This is a genomic window from Pelagibacterium sp. H642 (assembly GCF_031202855.1).
GTDB lineage: Bacteria > Pseudomonadota > Alphaproteobacteria > Rhizobiales > Devosiaceae > Pelagibacterium.
In genome coordinates this window covers 3,227,131-3,241,216 of record NZ_CP101829.1, presented here as the reverse complement: position 1 = coordinate 3,241,216, position 14,086 = coordinate 3,227,131, and the positions used below count along the sequence as shown (strand labels likewise).

The 14,086-nt window shown below is 60.4% G+C and carries 23 protein-coding genes; 1 reads left to right on the top strand and 22 read right to left on the bottom strand.

Annotated features, from left to right (window positions below):
* Nucleotides 1–104: 104 nt before the first annotated feature.
* A complete protein-coding gene (locus NO934_RS16185; RefSeq protein ID WP_309161021.1) occupies nucleotides 105–1,496 on the bottom strand; it encodes a DegQ family serine endoprotease in 1,392 nt (463 codons plus the stop codon).
* 288 nt (nucleotides 1,497–1,784) lie between these two features.
* Between NO934_RS16185 and NO934_RS16180 the strand changes: the two genes are divergently transcribed.
* The gene (locus NO934_RS16180; RefSeq protein ID WP_309161020.1) at nucleotides 1,785–2,936 is read left to right on the top strand and encodes a hypothetical protein; all 1,152 of its coding nucleotides are present in this window, start codon (nucleotides 1,785–1,787) and stop codon (nucleotides 2,934–2,936) included.
* Between the two features lie 170 nt (nucleotides 2,937–3,106).
* On the opposite strand, the gene rplQ is transcribed toward NO934_RS16180, so the two are convergent.
* The 21 genes from rplQ to rplV all read right to left on the bottom strand — a co-directional run bounded on the left by rplQ (nucleotide 3,107) and on the right by rplV (nucleotide 14,085).
* Nucleotides 3,107–3,535 carry a 50S ribosomal protein L17 gene (gene rplQ, locus NO934_RS16175; protein ID WP_309161019.1) on the bottom strand — a complete coding sequence of 143 codons (429 nt, stop codon included), beginning with the start codon at nucleotides 3,533–3,535 and terminating at the stop codon, nucleotides 3,107–3,109.
* Nucleotides 3,536–3,572: 37 nt separating this feature from the next.
* Entirely contained in the window at nucleotides 3,573–4,589 is a 1,017-nt protein-coding gene (locus NO934_RS16170) for a DNA-directed RNA polymerase subunit alpha (RefSeq protein WP_309161018.1), read from the bottom strand.
* A 99-nt stretch (nucleotides 4,590–4,688) separates the two neighbouring features.
* Nucleotides 4,689–5,081 carry a 30S ribosomal protein S11 gene (gene rpsK / locus NO934_RS16165; RefSeq protein WP_309161017.1) on the bottom strand — a complete coding sequence of 131 codons (393 nt, stop codon included), beginning with the start codon at nucleotides 5,079–5,081 and terminating at the stop codon, nucleotides 4,689–4,691.
* 121 nt (nucleotides 5,082–5,202) lie between these two features.
* Nucleotides 5,203–5,571: a 30S ribosomal protein S13 gene (gene rpsM, locus NO934_RS16160; protein ID WP_309161016.1), complete on the bottom strand. Its 369-nt coding sequence runs from the start codon at nucleotides 5,569–5,571 to the stop codon at nucleotides 5,203–5,205.
* A gap of 181 nt (nucleotides 5,572–5,752) precedes the next feature.
* The gene (locus NO934_RS16155) at nucleotides 5,753–6,325 is read right to left on the bottom strand and encodes an adenylate kinase (protein ID WP_309161015.1); all 573 of its coding nucleotides are present in this window, start codon (nucleotides 6,323–6,325) and stop codon (nucleotides 5,753–5,755) included.
* Nucleotides 6,322–7,656, bottom strand: a complete 1,335-nt coding sequence (secY, locus tag NO934_RS16150) for a preprotein translocase subunit SecY (RefSeq protein ID WP_309161014.1) — start codon at nucleotides 7,654–7,656, stop codon at nucleotides 6,322–6,324. The genes NO934_RS16155 and secY overlap by 4 nt, the downstream gene beginning before the upstream one ends.
* A gap of 179 nt (nucleotides 7,657–7,835) precedes the next feature.
* Nucleotides 7,836–8,315 (bottom strand): 50S ribosomal protein L15, encoded by a 480-nt coding sequence (gene rplO, locus NO934_RS16145; protein ID WP_309161013.1) that lies wholly within the window; start codon nucleotides 8,313–8,315, stop codon nucleotides 7,836–7,838.
* Nucleotides 8,316–8,330: 15 nt separating this feature from the next.
* A complete protein-coding gene (gene rpmD / locus NO934_RS16140) occupies nucleotides 8,331–8,519 on the bottom strand; it encodes a 50S ribosomal protein L30 (RefSeq protein WP_309161012.1) in 189 nt (62 codons plus the stop codon).
* A 22-nt stretch (nucleotides 8,520–8,541) separates the two neighbouring features.
* The gene (gene rpsE, locus NO934_RS16135; protein WP_309161011.1) at nucleotides 8,542–9,072 is read right to left on the bottom strand and encodes a 30S ribosomal protein S5; all 531 of its coding nucleotides are present in this window, start codon (nucleotides 9,070–9,072) and stop codon (nucleotides 8,542–8,544) included.
* A 46-nt stretch (nucleotides 9,073–9,118) separates the two neighbouring features.
* A complete protein-coding gene (gene rplR, locus NO934_RS16130) occupies nucleotides 9,119–9,472 on the bottom strand; it encodes a 50S ribosomal protein L18 (protein ID WP_309161010.1) in 354 nt (117 codons plus the stop codon).
* Nucleotide 9,473: 1 nt separating this feature from the next.
* Complete coding sequence (rplF, locus tag NO934_RS16125; protein WP_309161009.1) at nucleotides 9,474–10,007, bottom strand: 50S ribosomal protein L6; 534 nt, start codon at nucleotides 10,005–10,007, stop codon at nucleotides 9,474–9,476.
* Between the two features lie 47 nt (nucleotides 10,008–10,054).
* Nucleotides 10,055–10,453, bottom strand: coding sequence for a 30S ribosomal protein S8 (gene rpsH, locus NO934_RS16120; RefSeq protein ID WP_309161008.1), 399 nt, complete (start codon nucleotides 10,451–10,453; stop codon nucleotides 10,055–10,057).
* Between the two features lie 12 nt (nucleotides 10,454–10,465).
* Nucleotides 10,466–10,771, bottom strand: coding sequence for a 30S ribosomal protein S14 (rpsN, locus tag NO934_RS16115; protein ID WP_309161007.1), 306 nt, complete (start codon nucleotides 10,769–10,771; stop codon nucleotides 10,466–10,468).
* Between the two features lie 36 nt (nucleotides 10,772–10,807).
* A complete protein-coding gene (gene rplE / locus NO934_RS16110) occupies nucleotides 10,808–11,362 on the bottom strand; it encodes a 50S ribosomal protein L5 (protein ID WP_309161006.1) in 555 nt (184 codons plus the stop codon).
* Nucleotides 11,355–11,669 (bottom strand): 50S ribosomal protein L24, encoded by a 315-nt coding sequence (gene rplX / locus NO934_RS16105; protein ID WP_309161005.1) that lies wholly within the window; start codon nucleotides 11,667–11,669, stop codon nucleotides 11,355–11,357. The genes rplE and rplX overlap by 8 nt, the downstream gene beginning before the upstream one ends.
* Nucleotides 11,669–12,037: a 50S ribosomal protein L14 gene (gene rplN / locus NO934_RS16100; protein WP_114644921.1), complete on the bottom strand. Its 369-nt coding sequence runs from the start codon at nucleotides 12,035–12,037 to the stop codon at nucleotides 11,669–11,671. Before rplN ends, rplX begins: the two co-directional genes overlap by 1 nt.
* A 70-nt stretch (nucleotides 12,038–12,107) precedes the next feature.
* Complete coding sequence (rpsQ, locus tag NO934_RS16095) at nucleotides 12,108–12,341, bottom strand: 30S ribosomal protein S17 (RefSeq protein WP_309161004.1); 234 nt, start codon at nucleotides 12,339–12,341, stop codon at nucleotides 12,108–12,110.
* An 11-nt stretch (nucleotides 12,342–12,352) separates the two neighbouring features.
* The gene (rpmC, locus tag NO934_RS16090) at nucleotides 12,353–12,553 is read right to left on the bottom strand and encodes a 50S ribosomal protein L29 (protein WP_309161003.1); all 201 of its coding nucleotides are present in this window, start codon (nucleotides 12,551–12,553) and stop codon (nucleotides 12,353–12,355) included.
* A gap of 13 nt (nucleotides 12,554–12,566) precedes the next feature.
* A complete protein-coding gene (rplP, locus tag NO934_RS16085) occupies nucleotides 12,567–12,980 on the bottom strand; it encodes a 50S ribosomal protein L16 (protein ID WP_309161002.1) in 414 nt (137 codons plus the stop codon).
* Nucleotides 12,981–12,994: 14 nt separating this feature from the next.
* Nucleotides 12,995–13,705 (bottom strand): 30S ribosomal protein S3, encoded by a 711-nt coding sequence (gene rpsC, locus NO934_RS16080; protein WP_309161001.1) that lies wholly within the window; start codon nucleotides 13,703–13,705, stop codon nucleotides 12,995–12,997.
* Nucleotides 13,705–14,085, bottom strand: coding sequence for a 50S ribosomal protein L22 (gene rplV, locus NO934_RS16075; RefSeq protein ID WP_309161000.1), 381 nt, complete (start codon nucleotides 14,083–14,085; stop codon nucleotides 13,705–13,707). Before rplV ends, rpsC begins: the two co-directional genes overlap by 1 nt.
* Nucleotide 14,086 lies beyond the last annotated feature (1 nt).

The window sequence follows — 14,086 nt, the reverse complement described above, 5'->3', positions numbered from 1 at the left end:
ACACCATTGTTTATGACAAATGCTGCCGGATTCCGGAAACAAGTTCCGGAATGACACGTCGAGGTTAAGTCGATGCTGCGCCCAACAACACCTAAGCCAGTTTCTCATCCGCTGACCACCGAACGAACGACGTTGCCCCCGCGTTGCAGAATGATCTGCCAGGCACGGGGCCGCTGGCTGGCGAGGGATTCGAAGGTTTCAATATCACGAATCTCCATGCCGTTGAGGGCCAGGATCACATCGCCCTCCTGCAGGCCCATGCGATCGGCGGGGCTGCCCTGTTCCACTTCGATTACGGCTATCCCCTGGGTGGAAAACCCCAGGCCCAGCTCCTGCGCCAGCGCCGGATTGAGTTCGGCTGCCACGGTGCCCGCGAAGCGCGTGTTGCCGGAGATGGTGACCTGGCGATCGGAAACCGGCGGCGGGGCGTTGAGCGGCAGCGAGGCGACCATTTCCGCCCCATCGCGCCAAAGCGTGACCTGGGCTGTGGAACCGACCGGTTTGGTGGCGATCCGGTAATTGAGCGCCTCCGGATCCTGGACCTGGACGCCATCGATCATTGTGACCACATCGCCCGAGGTAAGACCGGCAAGCTCGGCGGGGCTATCGGGGGCGACTTCGGTGATAAGGGCGCCCCGTGGCGTATCGAGGCCCAGACTGGCGGCAAGATCGCCGTCGAGCGCCTGCATCTGCGCGCCCAACCAGGGCCGCATGATCTCGCCACCCGCTTCGCCTGCCGCGGCGATGACGCGGGCCATGTTGGAAGGGATGGCAAAGCCGATGCCCTGGGAACCGCCCGAGCGGGTAAAAATAGCGGTGTTAATGCCAATAAGATTGCCGTTCATATCGACCAGGGCGCCACCGGAATTGCCAGGATTGATGGCGGCATCGGTCTGGATGAAGAACTGGTAATCGGTAATGCCCATGCCGGTGCGGGCCAGGGCGGAGACAATCCCGCTCGAAACGGACTGACCGACCCCGAAGGGGTTGCCGATGGCGAGGACGAGATCGCCCACTTCGAGCTGATCGGAATCGGCGAACTGCACGGTTGGGAAAGTTCGATCGGCGTTCTCGATCCGCAGCACCGCAAGATCGGTGGCGGCATCGGCAAGGACGAGCTCGACCGGATATTCGCGGCCGTCATTGGCCACAACCCTGATATCGGTGGCGCCTTCAACGACGTGATTGTTGGTGAGGATCATGCCTTCAGCACTGACGATCACGCCCGAGCCCAGCGATTGCGAGGTTTGCGGGCGCGTCTCGAACAATGGGGAGCGGCCGAAGAAGCGATCAAAAAACGGATCTCCGAACGTGATCCGCTGCTCCTCGACGCGGGTGGCGTAGACGTTGACGACGGCGGGGGCGACCTGGCTCACGATGGGAGCGTAGGAGAGCTGAAGTTGCTCCTGGGTTTGGGGCACTTGCCGCTCGACCTGGGCGGGGGCTGCAAAAGGGGTTGCGGCGATCAGGACGGCAAGGGCAATCTGGCGAAACATGCTGGAACTCCAACGGGTTGGAACGCACGATAGAAGGTATTGCGCGAAGGCGCGGATTCAAGTGACAAAGCCGTAAGGTTGATGGCGGAAACTTGGTGTTGAATGTGGTGTTGAGCACTATGTGCAAAGAATCGTCACACGCTGCCGCTATAGCCGAAATTCTGCATTGCCGAGGGGGGCAATGCAGGCTTTAAAAATCGCAAGTCCGGACGCAAAACCGGTTTCCACTTTTGCTGGACTTGCTTTATACAGCGCCGCTTTCAACCCCCGTAAAAGGTATCAAGGTCAATGGACCACGCGCCGTCTCGCCGCTACGCGAACACTGCCGAACTGATTGCCACCGAGGAGCCGGATTTCCCCAGCTTCCTTTTTTCCGAGAGACTTCTGGTCAAGGCCATCGATACCTTCAAGCAGGGCTTCGACGGGCTTTTGACCTATGCGGTGAAGTCCAACCCCTCCCCGCATATCCTCGAGATCATGCATCGGGAAGGGCTCAAGGCCTATGACGTGGCCTCCAACACCGAAATGGCGCTGATCGAGAAATACGCGCCCGGTGCGGGGATGCACTATAACAACCCGATCAAATCCCGCCGCGAGATCCAGCGCGCCTATGAGGAGTTCGGGGTACGTTCGTTCACCATCGACCACGTGGCCCAGCTCGACCAGCTTGCGGCGGTGATCCCGCCCAGCGAGGACGTGGAGGTGACGATTCGCTTCAAGGCGGGCAAGGCGCTCAAATCCTATGATTTCGGCACCAAGTTCGGCGTGATGGAAGAAGGTGCGATCTCGATGGCCACGCTGGCCAAGGCCATGGGCTATTCGACCTCGCTGTGCTTCCATGTCGGCAGCCAGTGCGAGGAAGCCTATGCGTACGAACGCCATATCGCGGCGGCTGGGCGCATCGCGCAGGCATCTGGGATCGAGCTCAAGCGTCTCAACATCGGCGGCGGCTTCCCGGCGCAGTACATCACCAATTCGGCTCCCCCGCTCGATGTCTATTTCGAGACGATCCGCAACGCGGTGACCGATACTTTCGGCTCGAACAAGCCCGAATTGATCGCCGAACCCGGACGTGGCCTGTCGACCGGCTGCACCTCGCTGCTCTTGCGGGTCAAGCACGTTCGCGGCGAGCAGTCGGTTTACGTCAATGACGGCGTCTATGGCTCGCTGATGGAAGCCATGATCCTCGAATTCATGCCGCCGATCCGCGTGTGGCGGGGCGACAAGGTGCTGACCGGCGAAAGCTGGGACTTCAAGATCTTCGGCCCCACCTGCGACAGCTACGACGTGATGCCCCAGACGTTCATCCTCCCGGCGGCCATTGCAGAGGACGATTACATCGAATTCGGCCTGATGGGCGCCTATACCCAGGCTTCGCTCACCCCGTTCAACGGGTTCGACCGGCGCGACCTTTACTGGGTCGACGATATCCTGGTCTAGCCGATTGGTATGAACTGACCGGACGCGCGGCTCGAACCTCGGGCCGCGCGTTTTTGTTTTGTAAAGGCCGTGTCGCCCATCCCTATCGCCCATCCCTGGCACCCGAAGGGTGAATAAGAAAAAGGCCCGGCAGTGCCGGGCCTTTTTGTATCCTGAAACGGAAGCGCGGATTACGCGGCTTCGTTTTCCTCGTCGCGGGTGAAGTCCGCGGTGGGGCCGGAATCCTGGCCCTTGGCATCGACATCGCGATCCACGAACTCGATAACGCCGACCGGGGCGTTGTCGCCGTGGCGGAAGCCGGCCTTCAGCACGCGGGTGTAACCGCCGTTGCGATCCTGATAGCGCGGGCCGAGAACGTCGAACAGCTTCTTGACCATGGCTTCATCGCCGATCTGGGCGATGGCCTGGCGGCGGGCGTGCAGATCACCGCGCTTGCCGAGCGTGATGAGCTTTTCGACGATCGGACGCAGTTCCTTGGCCTTGGGCAAGGTGGTCACGATCTGCTCGTGCTTGATGAGGGCCGCGGACATGTTCTTGAACATCGCCTTGCGATGCGAAGAGGTCCGGTTCAGTTTGCGGCCGGCTTTACCGTGGCGCATGGTACTCTCCTAAAGTTCTTCTGGTCGCAGCGGAAGATCAGTAATGATCTTCGTAACGCTTAGCGAGGTCTTCGATGTTTTCAGGCGGCCAGTTGTTGACGTCCATTCCAAGATGGAGCCCCATCTGGGCCAGCACTTCCTTGATCTCGTTGAGCGACTTGCGCCCGAAGTTCGGCGTGCGAAGCATCTCCGCTTCCGTCTTCTGGATGAGATCGCCGATATAGACGATATTGTCGTTCTTGAGGCAGTTCGCCGACCGAACCGACAACTCGAGCTCGTCCACCTTCTTGAGCAGTGCCGGATTGAAGGCGAGCTCGGGAGCCGAATCCTCGGCCTTTTCCTTGGTGGGCTCTTCGAAGTTCACGAACACCGAAAGCTGGTCCTGAACGATGCGGGCGGCAAAGGCCAGCGCATCTTCCGGGCTGATCGCACCATTGGTTTCGATCTGCATGGTCAGCTTGTCGAAGTCGAGGTTCTGGCCCTCACGGGTCTTTTCGACCTTGTAGCTGACACGCTTGACCGGCGAGAACAGCGCATCGACGGCGATATAGCCGATCGGGGCATCCTCGGGCTTGTTGCGGTCGGCCGGGACATAACCCTTGCCGGTATTGACCGTGAACTCGATGTTGATCTCGGCACCATCGTCGAGGTGGCAGATCACCAGTTCGGGGTTCAAAACTTCGATGTCGCCGGTGGTCTTGATGTCGCCAGCGGTGACGGCACCCGGACCCTGCCTGGAGAGCGTGAGGCGCTTGGGCCCCTCGTCTTCCATCTTGACGGCGATTTCCTTGATGTTGAGGACGAGATCGGTCACGTCCTCGCGCACGCCGGGAATCGACGAGAATTCATGCAAAACGCCATCGATCTGGATGGCGGTGATTGCAGCGCCCTGCAGCGACGAGAGCAGAACCCGGCGCAGCGTGTTGCCCAGGGTCAAGCCATAACCGCGTTCGAGCGGCTCGGCGACCACGGAGGCGACGCGCGCGGAATCGCTGCCCGGAACGACGTCGAGCTTGGTCGGCTTAATCAGTTCCTGCCAGTTTTTCTGGATCATCACGTCCAACTTCCTTCTTAAAATCGCGGCCCTGCCCCGGCCGCCATGCCGCAAACCGTAAACGAACCCCGGCTGGCCCTGCCGAGGTTCGTTTCACTTTTAGACGCGACGGCGCTTGCGCGGCCGGCACCCATTGTGGGGAATGGATGTAACGTCTCGGATGGAAGTGACGGTGAAACCGGCGGCCTGCAGGGCACGCAGAGCGGACTCACGACCCGAACCCGGACCGCGGACCTCGACCTCAAGGGTCTTCATGCCGTGTTCCTGCGCCTTCTTGGCAGCGTCTTCAGCAGCCATCTGAGCTGCATACGGGGTCGATTTACGCGAGCCCTTGAAACCCATCATGCCGGCGGAGGACCAGGAGATCGCGTTGCCCTGAACGTCGGTGATGGTGACCATCGTGTTGTTGAACGAGGCGTTCACATGCGCAACGCCGGCACTGATGTTCTTGCGCTCGCGGCGGCGAACGCGCGTGGTATCTGCTTTAGCCATTTACTTCCTCTAATCGATCTCGAGCGCCGCCGTGCTTCCAGCGGCTACACCTCGAAAGCCTGGAACGGAACGCAAAAGGCGGGACGAAACGCCCTGCCCTTCGACGCCGCACCCGGCCTTCTTATTTCTTCTTGCCCGCGATGGGCTTTGCCGGACCCTTGCGGGTGCGGGCATTGGTATGGGTACGCTGACCGCGCACCGGCAGACCACGACGGTGACGCAGGCCGCGATAGTTGCCCAGGTCCATCAAACGCTTGATGTTCATGGCAACGGTACGGCGAAGGTCACCCTCGACCTGATAGTCACGGTCGATGGTTTCGCGGATCTGGATAACTTCCGCGTCGGTCAACTCATTCACGCGGCGCTCGGCCGGAATGCTGACTTTCTCGCAGATTTCAGAGGCCATCTTCGGCCCAATCCCGTGAATATACTGCAACGCGATAACCACGCGCTTGTTCGTCGGGATATTGACGCCAGCAATACGAGCCACGCCGGATCTCCTAAAATTGGTGTGTGAGGGCTTGACGCCCTACGTCGTTCAACAACAAGGGACCGGCATCCGACCCCCTTCTCTTTGCGGAAGGAACCGAATCCAGCCCTCGAAATTTCTGAGACTGGGCGCGGTTCTAAGGACTCGCGGCGCATAAGTCAACAGCACCGCGCGACCACATTTAAGATTTGTCAATAGCTGCCTTGATTGCAGCAGTGACCTCTTCGATCGCGGCCATGCCGTCGACCGATTTGAGCAGACCACGCTCGGCATAGAAATTGACGAGCGGTGCGGTCTGCTGGGTATAGACATCGAGGCGCTTGCGCAGCACGTCCTCGTTGTCGTCGGCGCGAGCCCCACCCGATTCCTTGGCGCGATTGATGATGCGCTCGACCAGGACGTCGGGATCGGCCTTGATCTCGATGACCGCATCAAGATGCAGGCCCTTGCGGTCCAGCATATGGGTCAGCGCCTCGGCCTGCGCAATGGTGCGCGGGAAACCGTCGAGAATAAAACCCTTGGCACAATCGGGCTGGTCCATCCGCTCGGAAATGATGCCCGAGACGATATCATCGGAAACCAGATCGCCGCGATCGACGATTGCCTTTGCTTCCAGACCCAGCGGGGTCTTGGCCGCGATCGCGGCACGCAGCATGTCGCCGGTGGAAAGCTGCGGAATGTCATAGGCCTTGACCAGGATCTGGGCCTGGGTGCCCTTCCCTGCGCCCGGAGGCCCCAAAAGTACCAGTCTCATCTTTTCCGTCCCCCTAGACGCGATTTCTTGACCATGCCCTCATATTGCTGCGCGATCAGATGGCTCTGGATCTGGCTCACCGTATCGAGCGTCACCGTCACCATGATGAGCAGCGAGGTGCCGCCCAGGAAAGCCGAGATGTTGAGCTGGCTCAGGAAGACCTCGGGAATAAGGGCCACGACGGTGAGATAGATGGCGCCGACGACCGTAATACGCGTCAATACGTAGTCGATGTGCTGCGCGGTGCGCTCGCCCGGACGGATGCCCGGAATGAAGCCGCCCGAACGCTTCAGATTGTCCGCCGTCTCGGTCGGGTTGAACACGATCGAGGTATAGAAGAACGCAAAGAAGATGATCATCGCTGCGAACAGGATGAGATAGAGCGGCTGCCCACGGCCGAGCAGCGCGGAAATATACTGGAGCCATTGCGGTGCGTCGCCCTGTGCCGAGAAGGTCGCGATGGTTGCGGGCAGCAGCAGCAGCGAAGAGGCAAAGATCACCGGAATGACACCGGAGGTGTTGAGCTTCAATGGCAGGTGCGAGGTATCGCCCTGATACATCTTGTTGCCGACCTGGCGCTTGGGATACTGGATCAAAAGCCGGCGCTGGGCGCGCTCGAAGAAGACGATGACCGCGATGACCGCGATGGCGCCCACCAGGATACCGACGACCGCAAGCGTGGGCAGCGCGCCTGTACGGCTCAATTCGAGCGTCTGGGCGATAACGCCGGGAAGCGTGGCGACGATACCGGCAAAGATGATCAGCGAAATGCCGTTGCCGATGCCGCGCGCGGTGATCTGCTCGCCCAGCCACATCAGGAACATGGTGCCGCCCACAAGCGTGATGACGGTCGAAATGCGGAAGAACCAGCCCGGATCGGACACCACGCCCTCGCTGGCCTCCAGCCCGACGGCGATGCCATAGGCCTGCACGGCGCAGAACACCACGGTAAGATACCGCGTATACTGGTTCATCTTGCGCCGGCCGCTCTCCCCTTCCTTCTTGAGCGCCTCAAGGCGCGGGGAAGCCGTCGACATCACCTGAATGACGATCGACGCGGTGATATAGGGAATGAGGTTCAGCGCGAAGATCGCCAGGCGCTCCACGGCGCCGCCGGCGAACATGTTGAACAGCCCGAAGATGCCGCCCTGTGCCTGCTGGAAGGTCGCGGCGAAGGCATCGGGATCGATGCCCGGAATCGGAATGTAGGTGCCAAGTCGATAAACGAGCAGTGCGCCAAGAGTGAAGAAAATCCGCTTCTGGAGATCCTTGGCCTTGGAAAAGGTCGAGAAGCTCAAATTGCGGGCCAGTTGCTCGGCTGCAGACGCCATGACGGCTCCCTCTGAGAAACGCTTTTAGAGCAAAGGAACGGGCACGAGGGCCCGGAGAACGCTCACAGCTACGCCTCGGACGCCACCATGAAGCAATGCTCTGATATAGTCAGAGCGCGCCCTCATGCAATCCCCGGAATCGGGAAGACTGCGAGGGCGCGCTCCAAAGTCGCGGAAAATTACTCGGCGTCGGCAGGCTTGCCGATCACCTCGACCTTGCCACCGGCCGCTTCGATGGCGGCAACGGCACCGGCCGAGGCGTGGTTGACCTTGAAGGTCACCTTCTGGGCCTTGAACTCGCCGCCATTGATCAGGCGAACACCGTCACGCACGCGGCGAATGACGCCTGCCTTGACGAGCGCTTCGGCATCCACGGCGCCCTTGGCATCGAGCTTGCCGCTATCGATATAGGCCTGGATGCGGTCGAGGCGCACCGCGTTCCACTTCTTGGCGAACGCGTTGTTGAAGCCGCGCTTGGGCATCCGCATGTGGAGCGGCATCTGCCCGCCTTCGAAGCCGTTGATGGCAACGCCGGAACGGGACTTCTGGCCCTTGACGCCACGGCCGCCGGTCTTGCCCAGGCCCGAACCAATACCGCGGCCCACACGGACCTTGGCTTTGGTGGCGCCGGCATTGTCAGCGATCTGATTGAGTTTCATTGTTCCAAAATCCTCTTACTGCTCGTCCACGACGCGGACGAGGTGAGCGACCTTGGAGATCATGCCGCGCACAGACGGGGTATCTTCCAGCTCGCTCCGGCGATGCATCTTGTTGAGCCCGAGGCCAACGAGGGTCGCGCGCTGATCTTCCTTGCGGCGGATCGGCGATCCGATCTGCTCGACGATGATGGTCTTCTTAGCCATTGATCTTCTCCTCGAGCCCCAATCAGGCTTCGACGGCGGCTTCGCCGCGGCGGGCCTGCAGCTCGGAAACCTTCAGCCCACGACGAGCCGCGACCGAGCGCGGGCTATCGACGTTCTTGAGCGCATCGAAGGTGGCGCGAACCATGTTGTAGGGGTTCGCCGAGCCCTGGCTCTTGGCAACGATGTCGTTGATGCCCAGGGTTTCGAACACGGCGCGCATCGGACCGCCGGCGATGATGCCGGTACCGGCCGGGGCGGCACGCAGGATGACCTTGCCGGCGCCGTGGCGGCCGGCGACGTCATGGTGCAGCGTACGGGCTTCGCGCAGCGGCACGCGGATCATCTGGCGCTTGGCCTGTTCGGTCGCCTTGCGGATGGCTTCCGGCACTTCGCGCGCCTTGCCATGACCGAAGCCGACGCGGCCCTTCTGGTCGCCGACGACCACGAGGGCGGCGAAACCGAAGCGACGGCCGCCCTTAACAACCTTGGCAACGCGGTTGATATGAACCAGGCGATCGACGAATTCGCTATCGCGTTCTTGAGTGTCTCTCATCGTCCTACCAGTCTTTTTTCTCTTTTATCTTGTAAGGAGCGTTCGCTTAGAAGCTCAGCCCGCCCTCGCGGGCTGCATCGGCCAGGGCCTTGACCCGACCATGGAAAATATACGCGCCGCGATCGAAAACGACTTCGGTCACACCGGCCTTGGTGGCGCGCTCGGCAATCGCCTTGCCCACTTCGGCAGCGGCAGCCTGATTGGCGCCGTTGGTGATCTTGAGATCCTTTTCGAGCGAGGAAGCGGACGCCAGCGTCACGCCATTCGCATCGTCGATGATCTGCGCATAGATGTTCTTGTCCGAACGGAAGACCGACAGACGGGGCCGACCATTGGCGTGGGCCTTGATGGACCGGCGAACACGGGCCTTGCGGCGATCGATACCAGAAAGCTTAGCCATTTTACTTCTTCTTGCCTTCCTTGCGGTAGATGTGCTCGTCCGCATAGCGCACGCCCTTGCCCTTGTAGGGCTCCGGCGGCCGGAACTCACGGATGTTGGCCGCAACCTGGCCAACCTGCTGCTTGTCGATACCCGTCACGACGATCTCGGTCTGGGTCGGGGCAGCGAGCGTGATCCCATCGGGGGCCTTGAAGATGACTTCGTGGGAGAAACCCAGCGAAAGCTTCAGGTCCGACCCCTGCATCTGGGCACGATAACCAACGCCGGTGATGGCGAGCTTGCGCTCAAAGCCGGTGGACACACCAGCGACGATGTTCTGAACCAGCGTACGCGACATGCCCCAGGCCGAACGGGCCTCGCGGCTGTCATCAACGGGGGTGACGACAACGCCGTCATCGGTCATCTCGGGCTTGACCAGATCCACGAGCACCACCGAGAGCTCACCCTTGGAGCCCTTCGCGGTTACCTTCTGGCCATCGACAGTGACCGTCACGCCGCTGACCGGGGCGACCGGCTTTTTGCCAATACGCGACATTTTTCTTTGCCTTCTCTTCGTTGGTGGGGTCTCCTCTGCTTTGCGTCTTAGAAGACGCGGCAGAGGACCTCACCGCCAACATTTTCAGCACGAGCCTGGTGGTCGGCCATCACACCCTTGGGGGTGGAAAGGATCGAGACACCAAGACCATTGCTAACGACAGGAATGTTCTTGACGGATGCATAAACCCGGCGGCCGGGCTTGGACACCCGCTGCAGTTCCTGGATAACCGGCTGGTTTTCCGAATACTTCAGCTCGATGACGAACTCGGGCAGACCATCTTCATTGGTCTGTTCCGAATAGCCACGGATATAGCCTTCGGCCTTGAGCACGTCCAGCACATGAGCGCGCAGGGTCGAAGCCGGAGTGCGGACAACATCGCGACGGCGCAGCTGCGCGTTGCGGATGCGGGTCAGCATATCGCCAAGCGGATCGCTAAGAGTCATTTTTCTTCTTCCTTACCAGCTCGACTTGACCAGGCCCGGGATCTTGCCCATCGAGCCAAGCTCACGCAGAGCCACACGGCTCAACTTGAGCTTGCGATAGTAACCGCGCGGACGGCCCGAAACTTCACAACGGTTGCGCACGCGAACCGGGGAAGCATTGCGGGGCAGTTCGGCAAGCTTGAGCTGAGCAGCGAAACGCTCTTCAAAGCTCAGCGACTCGTCCTTGGCCTTTGCCTTGAGCGCAGCGCGCTTTTCCGCATACTGCTTGGCAAGCTTGGCGCGGCGCTTGTTCTTCTCGATGGAGCTAACTTTAGCCATCTAAGTCTCTCTTTCGTCTCTCTTCCCGTTATCCGCTTACTGGCGGAACGGGAAATTGAAAGCCTTGAGAAGCGCACGCGCTTCGTCGTCGGTCTTTGCCGTGGTGCAGACGATCACGTCCATGCCCCAGACCTGATCGATCTGGTCATAGTTGATCTCGGGGAACACGATGTGCTCCTTGATGCCCATGGCGTAGTTGCCGCGGCCATCGAAGCTCTTGGGGTTGAGCCCACGGAAGTCACGGACGCGCGGCAGTGCAACGTTCACGAGACGATCGATGAACTCGTACATCTGGGCACGGCGCAGCGTGACCTTGACGCCGAGCGGCATCCCTTCGCGAACCTTGAAGCCGGCGATCGACTTGCGGGCATAAGTGATGACGGGCTTCTGGCCGGCGATCTTCTCGAGATCGGCCATGGCAGCCTTCACCTTCTTGGAATCGCCAACCGCTTCGCCGACACCCATGTTGAGAACGACCTTCTCAAGCTTGGGAACCTGCATGGGGTTGGCATAGTTGAAGGTCTCGGTGAGACCGGCGCGCACCACATCGTCATAATGGGAGCGCAGGCGCGGAACGTAAGTCTCAGCCATCGATCACTTCTCCGGAACGCTTTGCGACGCGCTTCTTCACGCCGTCTTCGATCTTGAAGCCAACGCGGGTCGGCTTGTTTTCCTTGGCGTCGACCAGCGCGATGTTGCTCAGATGAATCGGAGCTTCGCGCGTGATGATGCCGGCATCCTGGCTCTGGGTCTGCTTCTGGTGCTTGCGCACCAGGTTGATGCCAGAAACGACCGCGCGGGTCTCGGACGGGATGACCTGAAGAACGTTTCCGGTCTTGCCCTTGTCCTTGCCAGTCAGAACGATGACCTTGTCACCCTTTTTGATCTTGGCAGCCATTACAGCACCTCCGGCGCGAGCGAAATGATCTTCATGTGATTTTTCGCGCGCAGCTCACGAGGAACCGGGCCAAAGATACGGGTGCCGATCGGTTCCTTGTTGTTGTTGATGATGACCGCCGCATTGCGGTCGAAACGGATCACGGTGCCATCGGGGCGGCGGATATCCGAAGCGGTGCGAACCACTACGGCCTTCATCACCTGGCCCTTCTTGACGCGGCCGCGCGGGATCGCGTCCTTGACCGACACCACGATGATGTCGCCAACAGACGCATACTTGCGATGCGAACCGCCCAGCACCTTGATGCACATAACACGACGAGCGCCCGAATTATCGGCGACGTCGAGGTTCGTCTGCATCTGAATCATGACTGGCTGCCTTCTTATTCTTTATGGTTTCCGCCACCGTCACCCGGCACGGCACCTGACCTCTTTTGCGTTAAGCCGACGTTACGACGGTCCAACGCTTGTTCTTGGAGATCGGGGCACACTCTTCGATCTGCACCACGTCACCAACCTTGGCCGTGTTGGCCTCGTCATGAGCATGGTACTTCTTGGAACGGCGCACCGTCTTTTTCAGGATCGGGTGAGTGAAACGGCGTTCCACGGTCACAACGATCGTCTTATCGTTCGCATCGGAGACCACTGTCCCCTGCAGGATACGCTTGGGCATTTCGTGTCTCCTTACTTCCCTGCCGCTGCCTTCTCGGCCAGGACGGTCTTGACGCGCGCGATGTCGCGGCGGACCTTCTTGACCTGAGACGTGTTTTCCAGCTGCTGGGTGGCGCGCTGGAAGCGCAGGTTGAACTGCTCTTTCTTCAAGTTGACGAGCTCGTCCTTGAGTTCGTCCACCGTCTTTGCCCTAACGTCGCTCGGCTTTGCCATCGCTCAACGTTCCTTAATCTGCAATGCGGCTGACGAACCGCGTCTTGATCGGCAACTTCATGGCCGCAAGACGCAGAGCTTCACGCGCAACTTCTTCACTTACGCCGTCGATTTCGAACATGATCCGGCCGGGCTTGACGCGGGCTGCCCAATATTCGGGAGCACCCTTACCTTTACCCATACGGACTTCAGTCGGCTTGGACGACACGGGCACATCCGGGAACACCCGGATCCACACACGACCTGCGCGCTTCATGTAGCGAGTCATCGCGCGACGTGCGGCCTCGATCTGGCGGGCGGTTATACGCTCAGGTTCCTGAGCCTTCAAGCCATATTCGCCAAAATTGAGATCGAAGCCGCCCTTGGCGACACCGTGGATCCGGCCCTTGTGGGCCTTGCGGAACTTAGTTCGTTTCGGTTGCAGCATTTTTCAAGTCTTTCTTAGCTTGCAGCCGGACCGCGGCGGCCCTGCCCGCCGGCGTCACCGCCTTCGGTCGCACGGCGCTCGTGAGCCATCGGATCGTGTTCCATGATCTCGCCTTTGAAGATCCAGACCTTGATCCCGATGATCCCGTAGGTCGTTTCGGCTTCGGCAACGCCATAGTCGACGTCGGCACGCAGCGTATGAAGCGGAACGCGGCCTTCGCGATACCATTCGGTACGCGCGATGTCGGCACCGCCAAGGCGACCACCAACGTTGACGCGGATGCCCTGGGCCCCCATGCGCATCGCCGTCTGCACGGCGCGCTTCATGGCGCGGCGGAACGCCACACGGCGTTCGAGCTGCTGGGCGATGCCCTGGGCAACGAGCGTCGCATCGGTCTCGGGCTTGCGCACTTCAACGATGTTGATGTGCACTTCCGAGTTGGTGAACTTTTTGACCTTGTTGCGGATCTTCTCGATGTCCGCACCCTTCTTGCCGATCACGATGCCCGGACGAGCCGAGTGGATCGAAATGCGGCACTTACGGTGCGGACGCTCGATGACGATCTTGGAAACAGCGGCCTGCTTGAGCTCTTCCTCGAGCATCTCGCGGATCTTGAGATCTTCCTGCAGGAGCGAACCATATTCGCCCTTGTTGGCGTACCAACGGGAGTCCCAGGTGCGGTTGATGCCGAGGCGAAGCCCGATCGGATTAACTTTCTGGCCCATCAGACGGCCTCCTCGACTTCACGGACGACGATGGTCAGGTGCGAGAACGGCTTCTCGATGCGCGCGCCGCGACCGCGGGCACGAGCATGGAACCGCTTCATCACCAGAGCCTTGCCGACAAAGGCTTCCGACACGACAAGCGCATCGGTGTCCAGACCGTGGTTGTTTTCGGCGTTCGCGATGGCGCTTTCGAGGGTCTTCTTGACCGAGAGCGAAATGCGCTTGCGCGAGAACTCAAGCTCGGCCAGAGCGCGATCGACCTTCTTGCCGCGGATCTGCGCGGCAACCAGGTTCAGCTTCTGGGGGCTCGTACGCACCATGCGAAGGACGGCTTTCGCCTCGTTGTCCTTGAGCGTGCGTTCACGCTTTTCCTTGCCCATC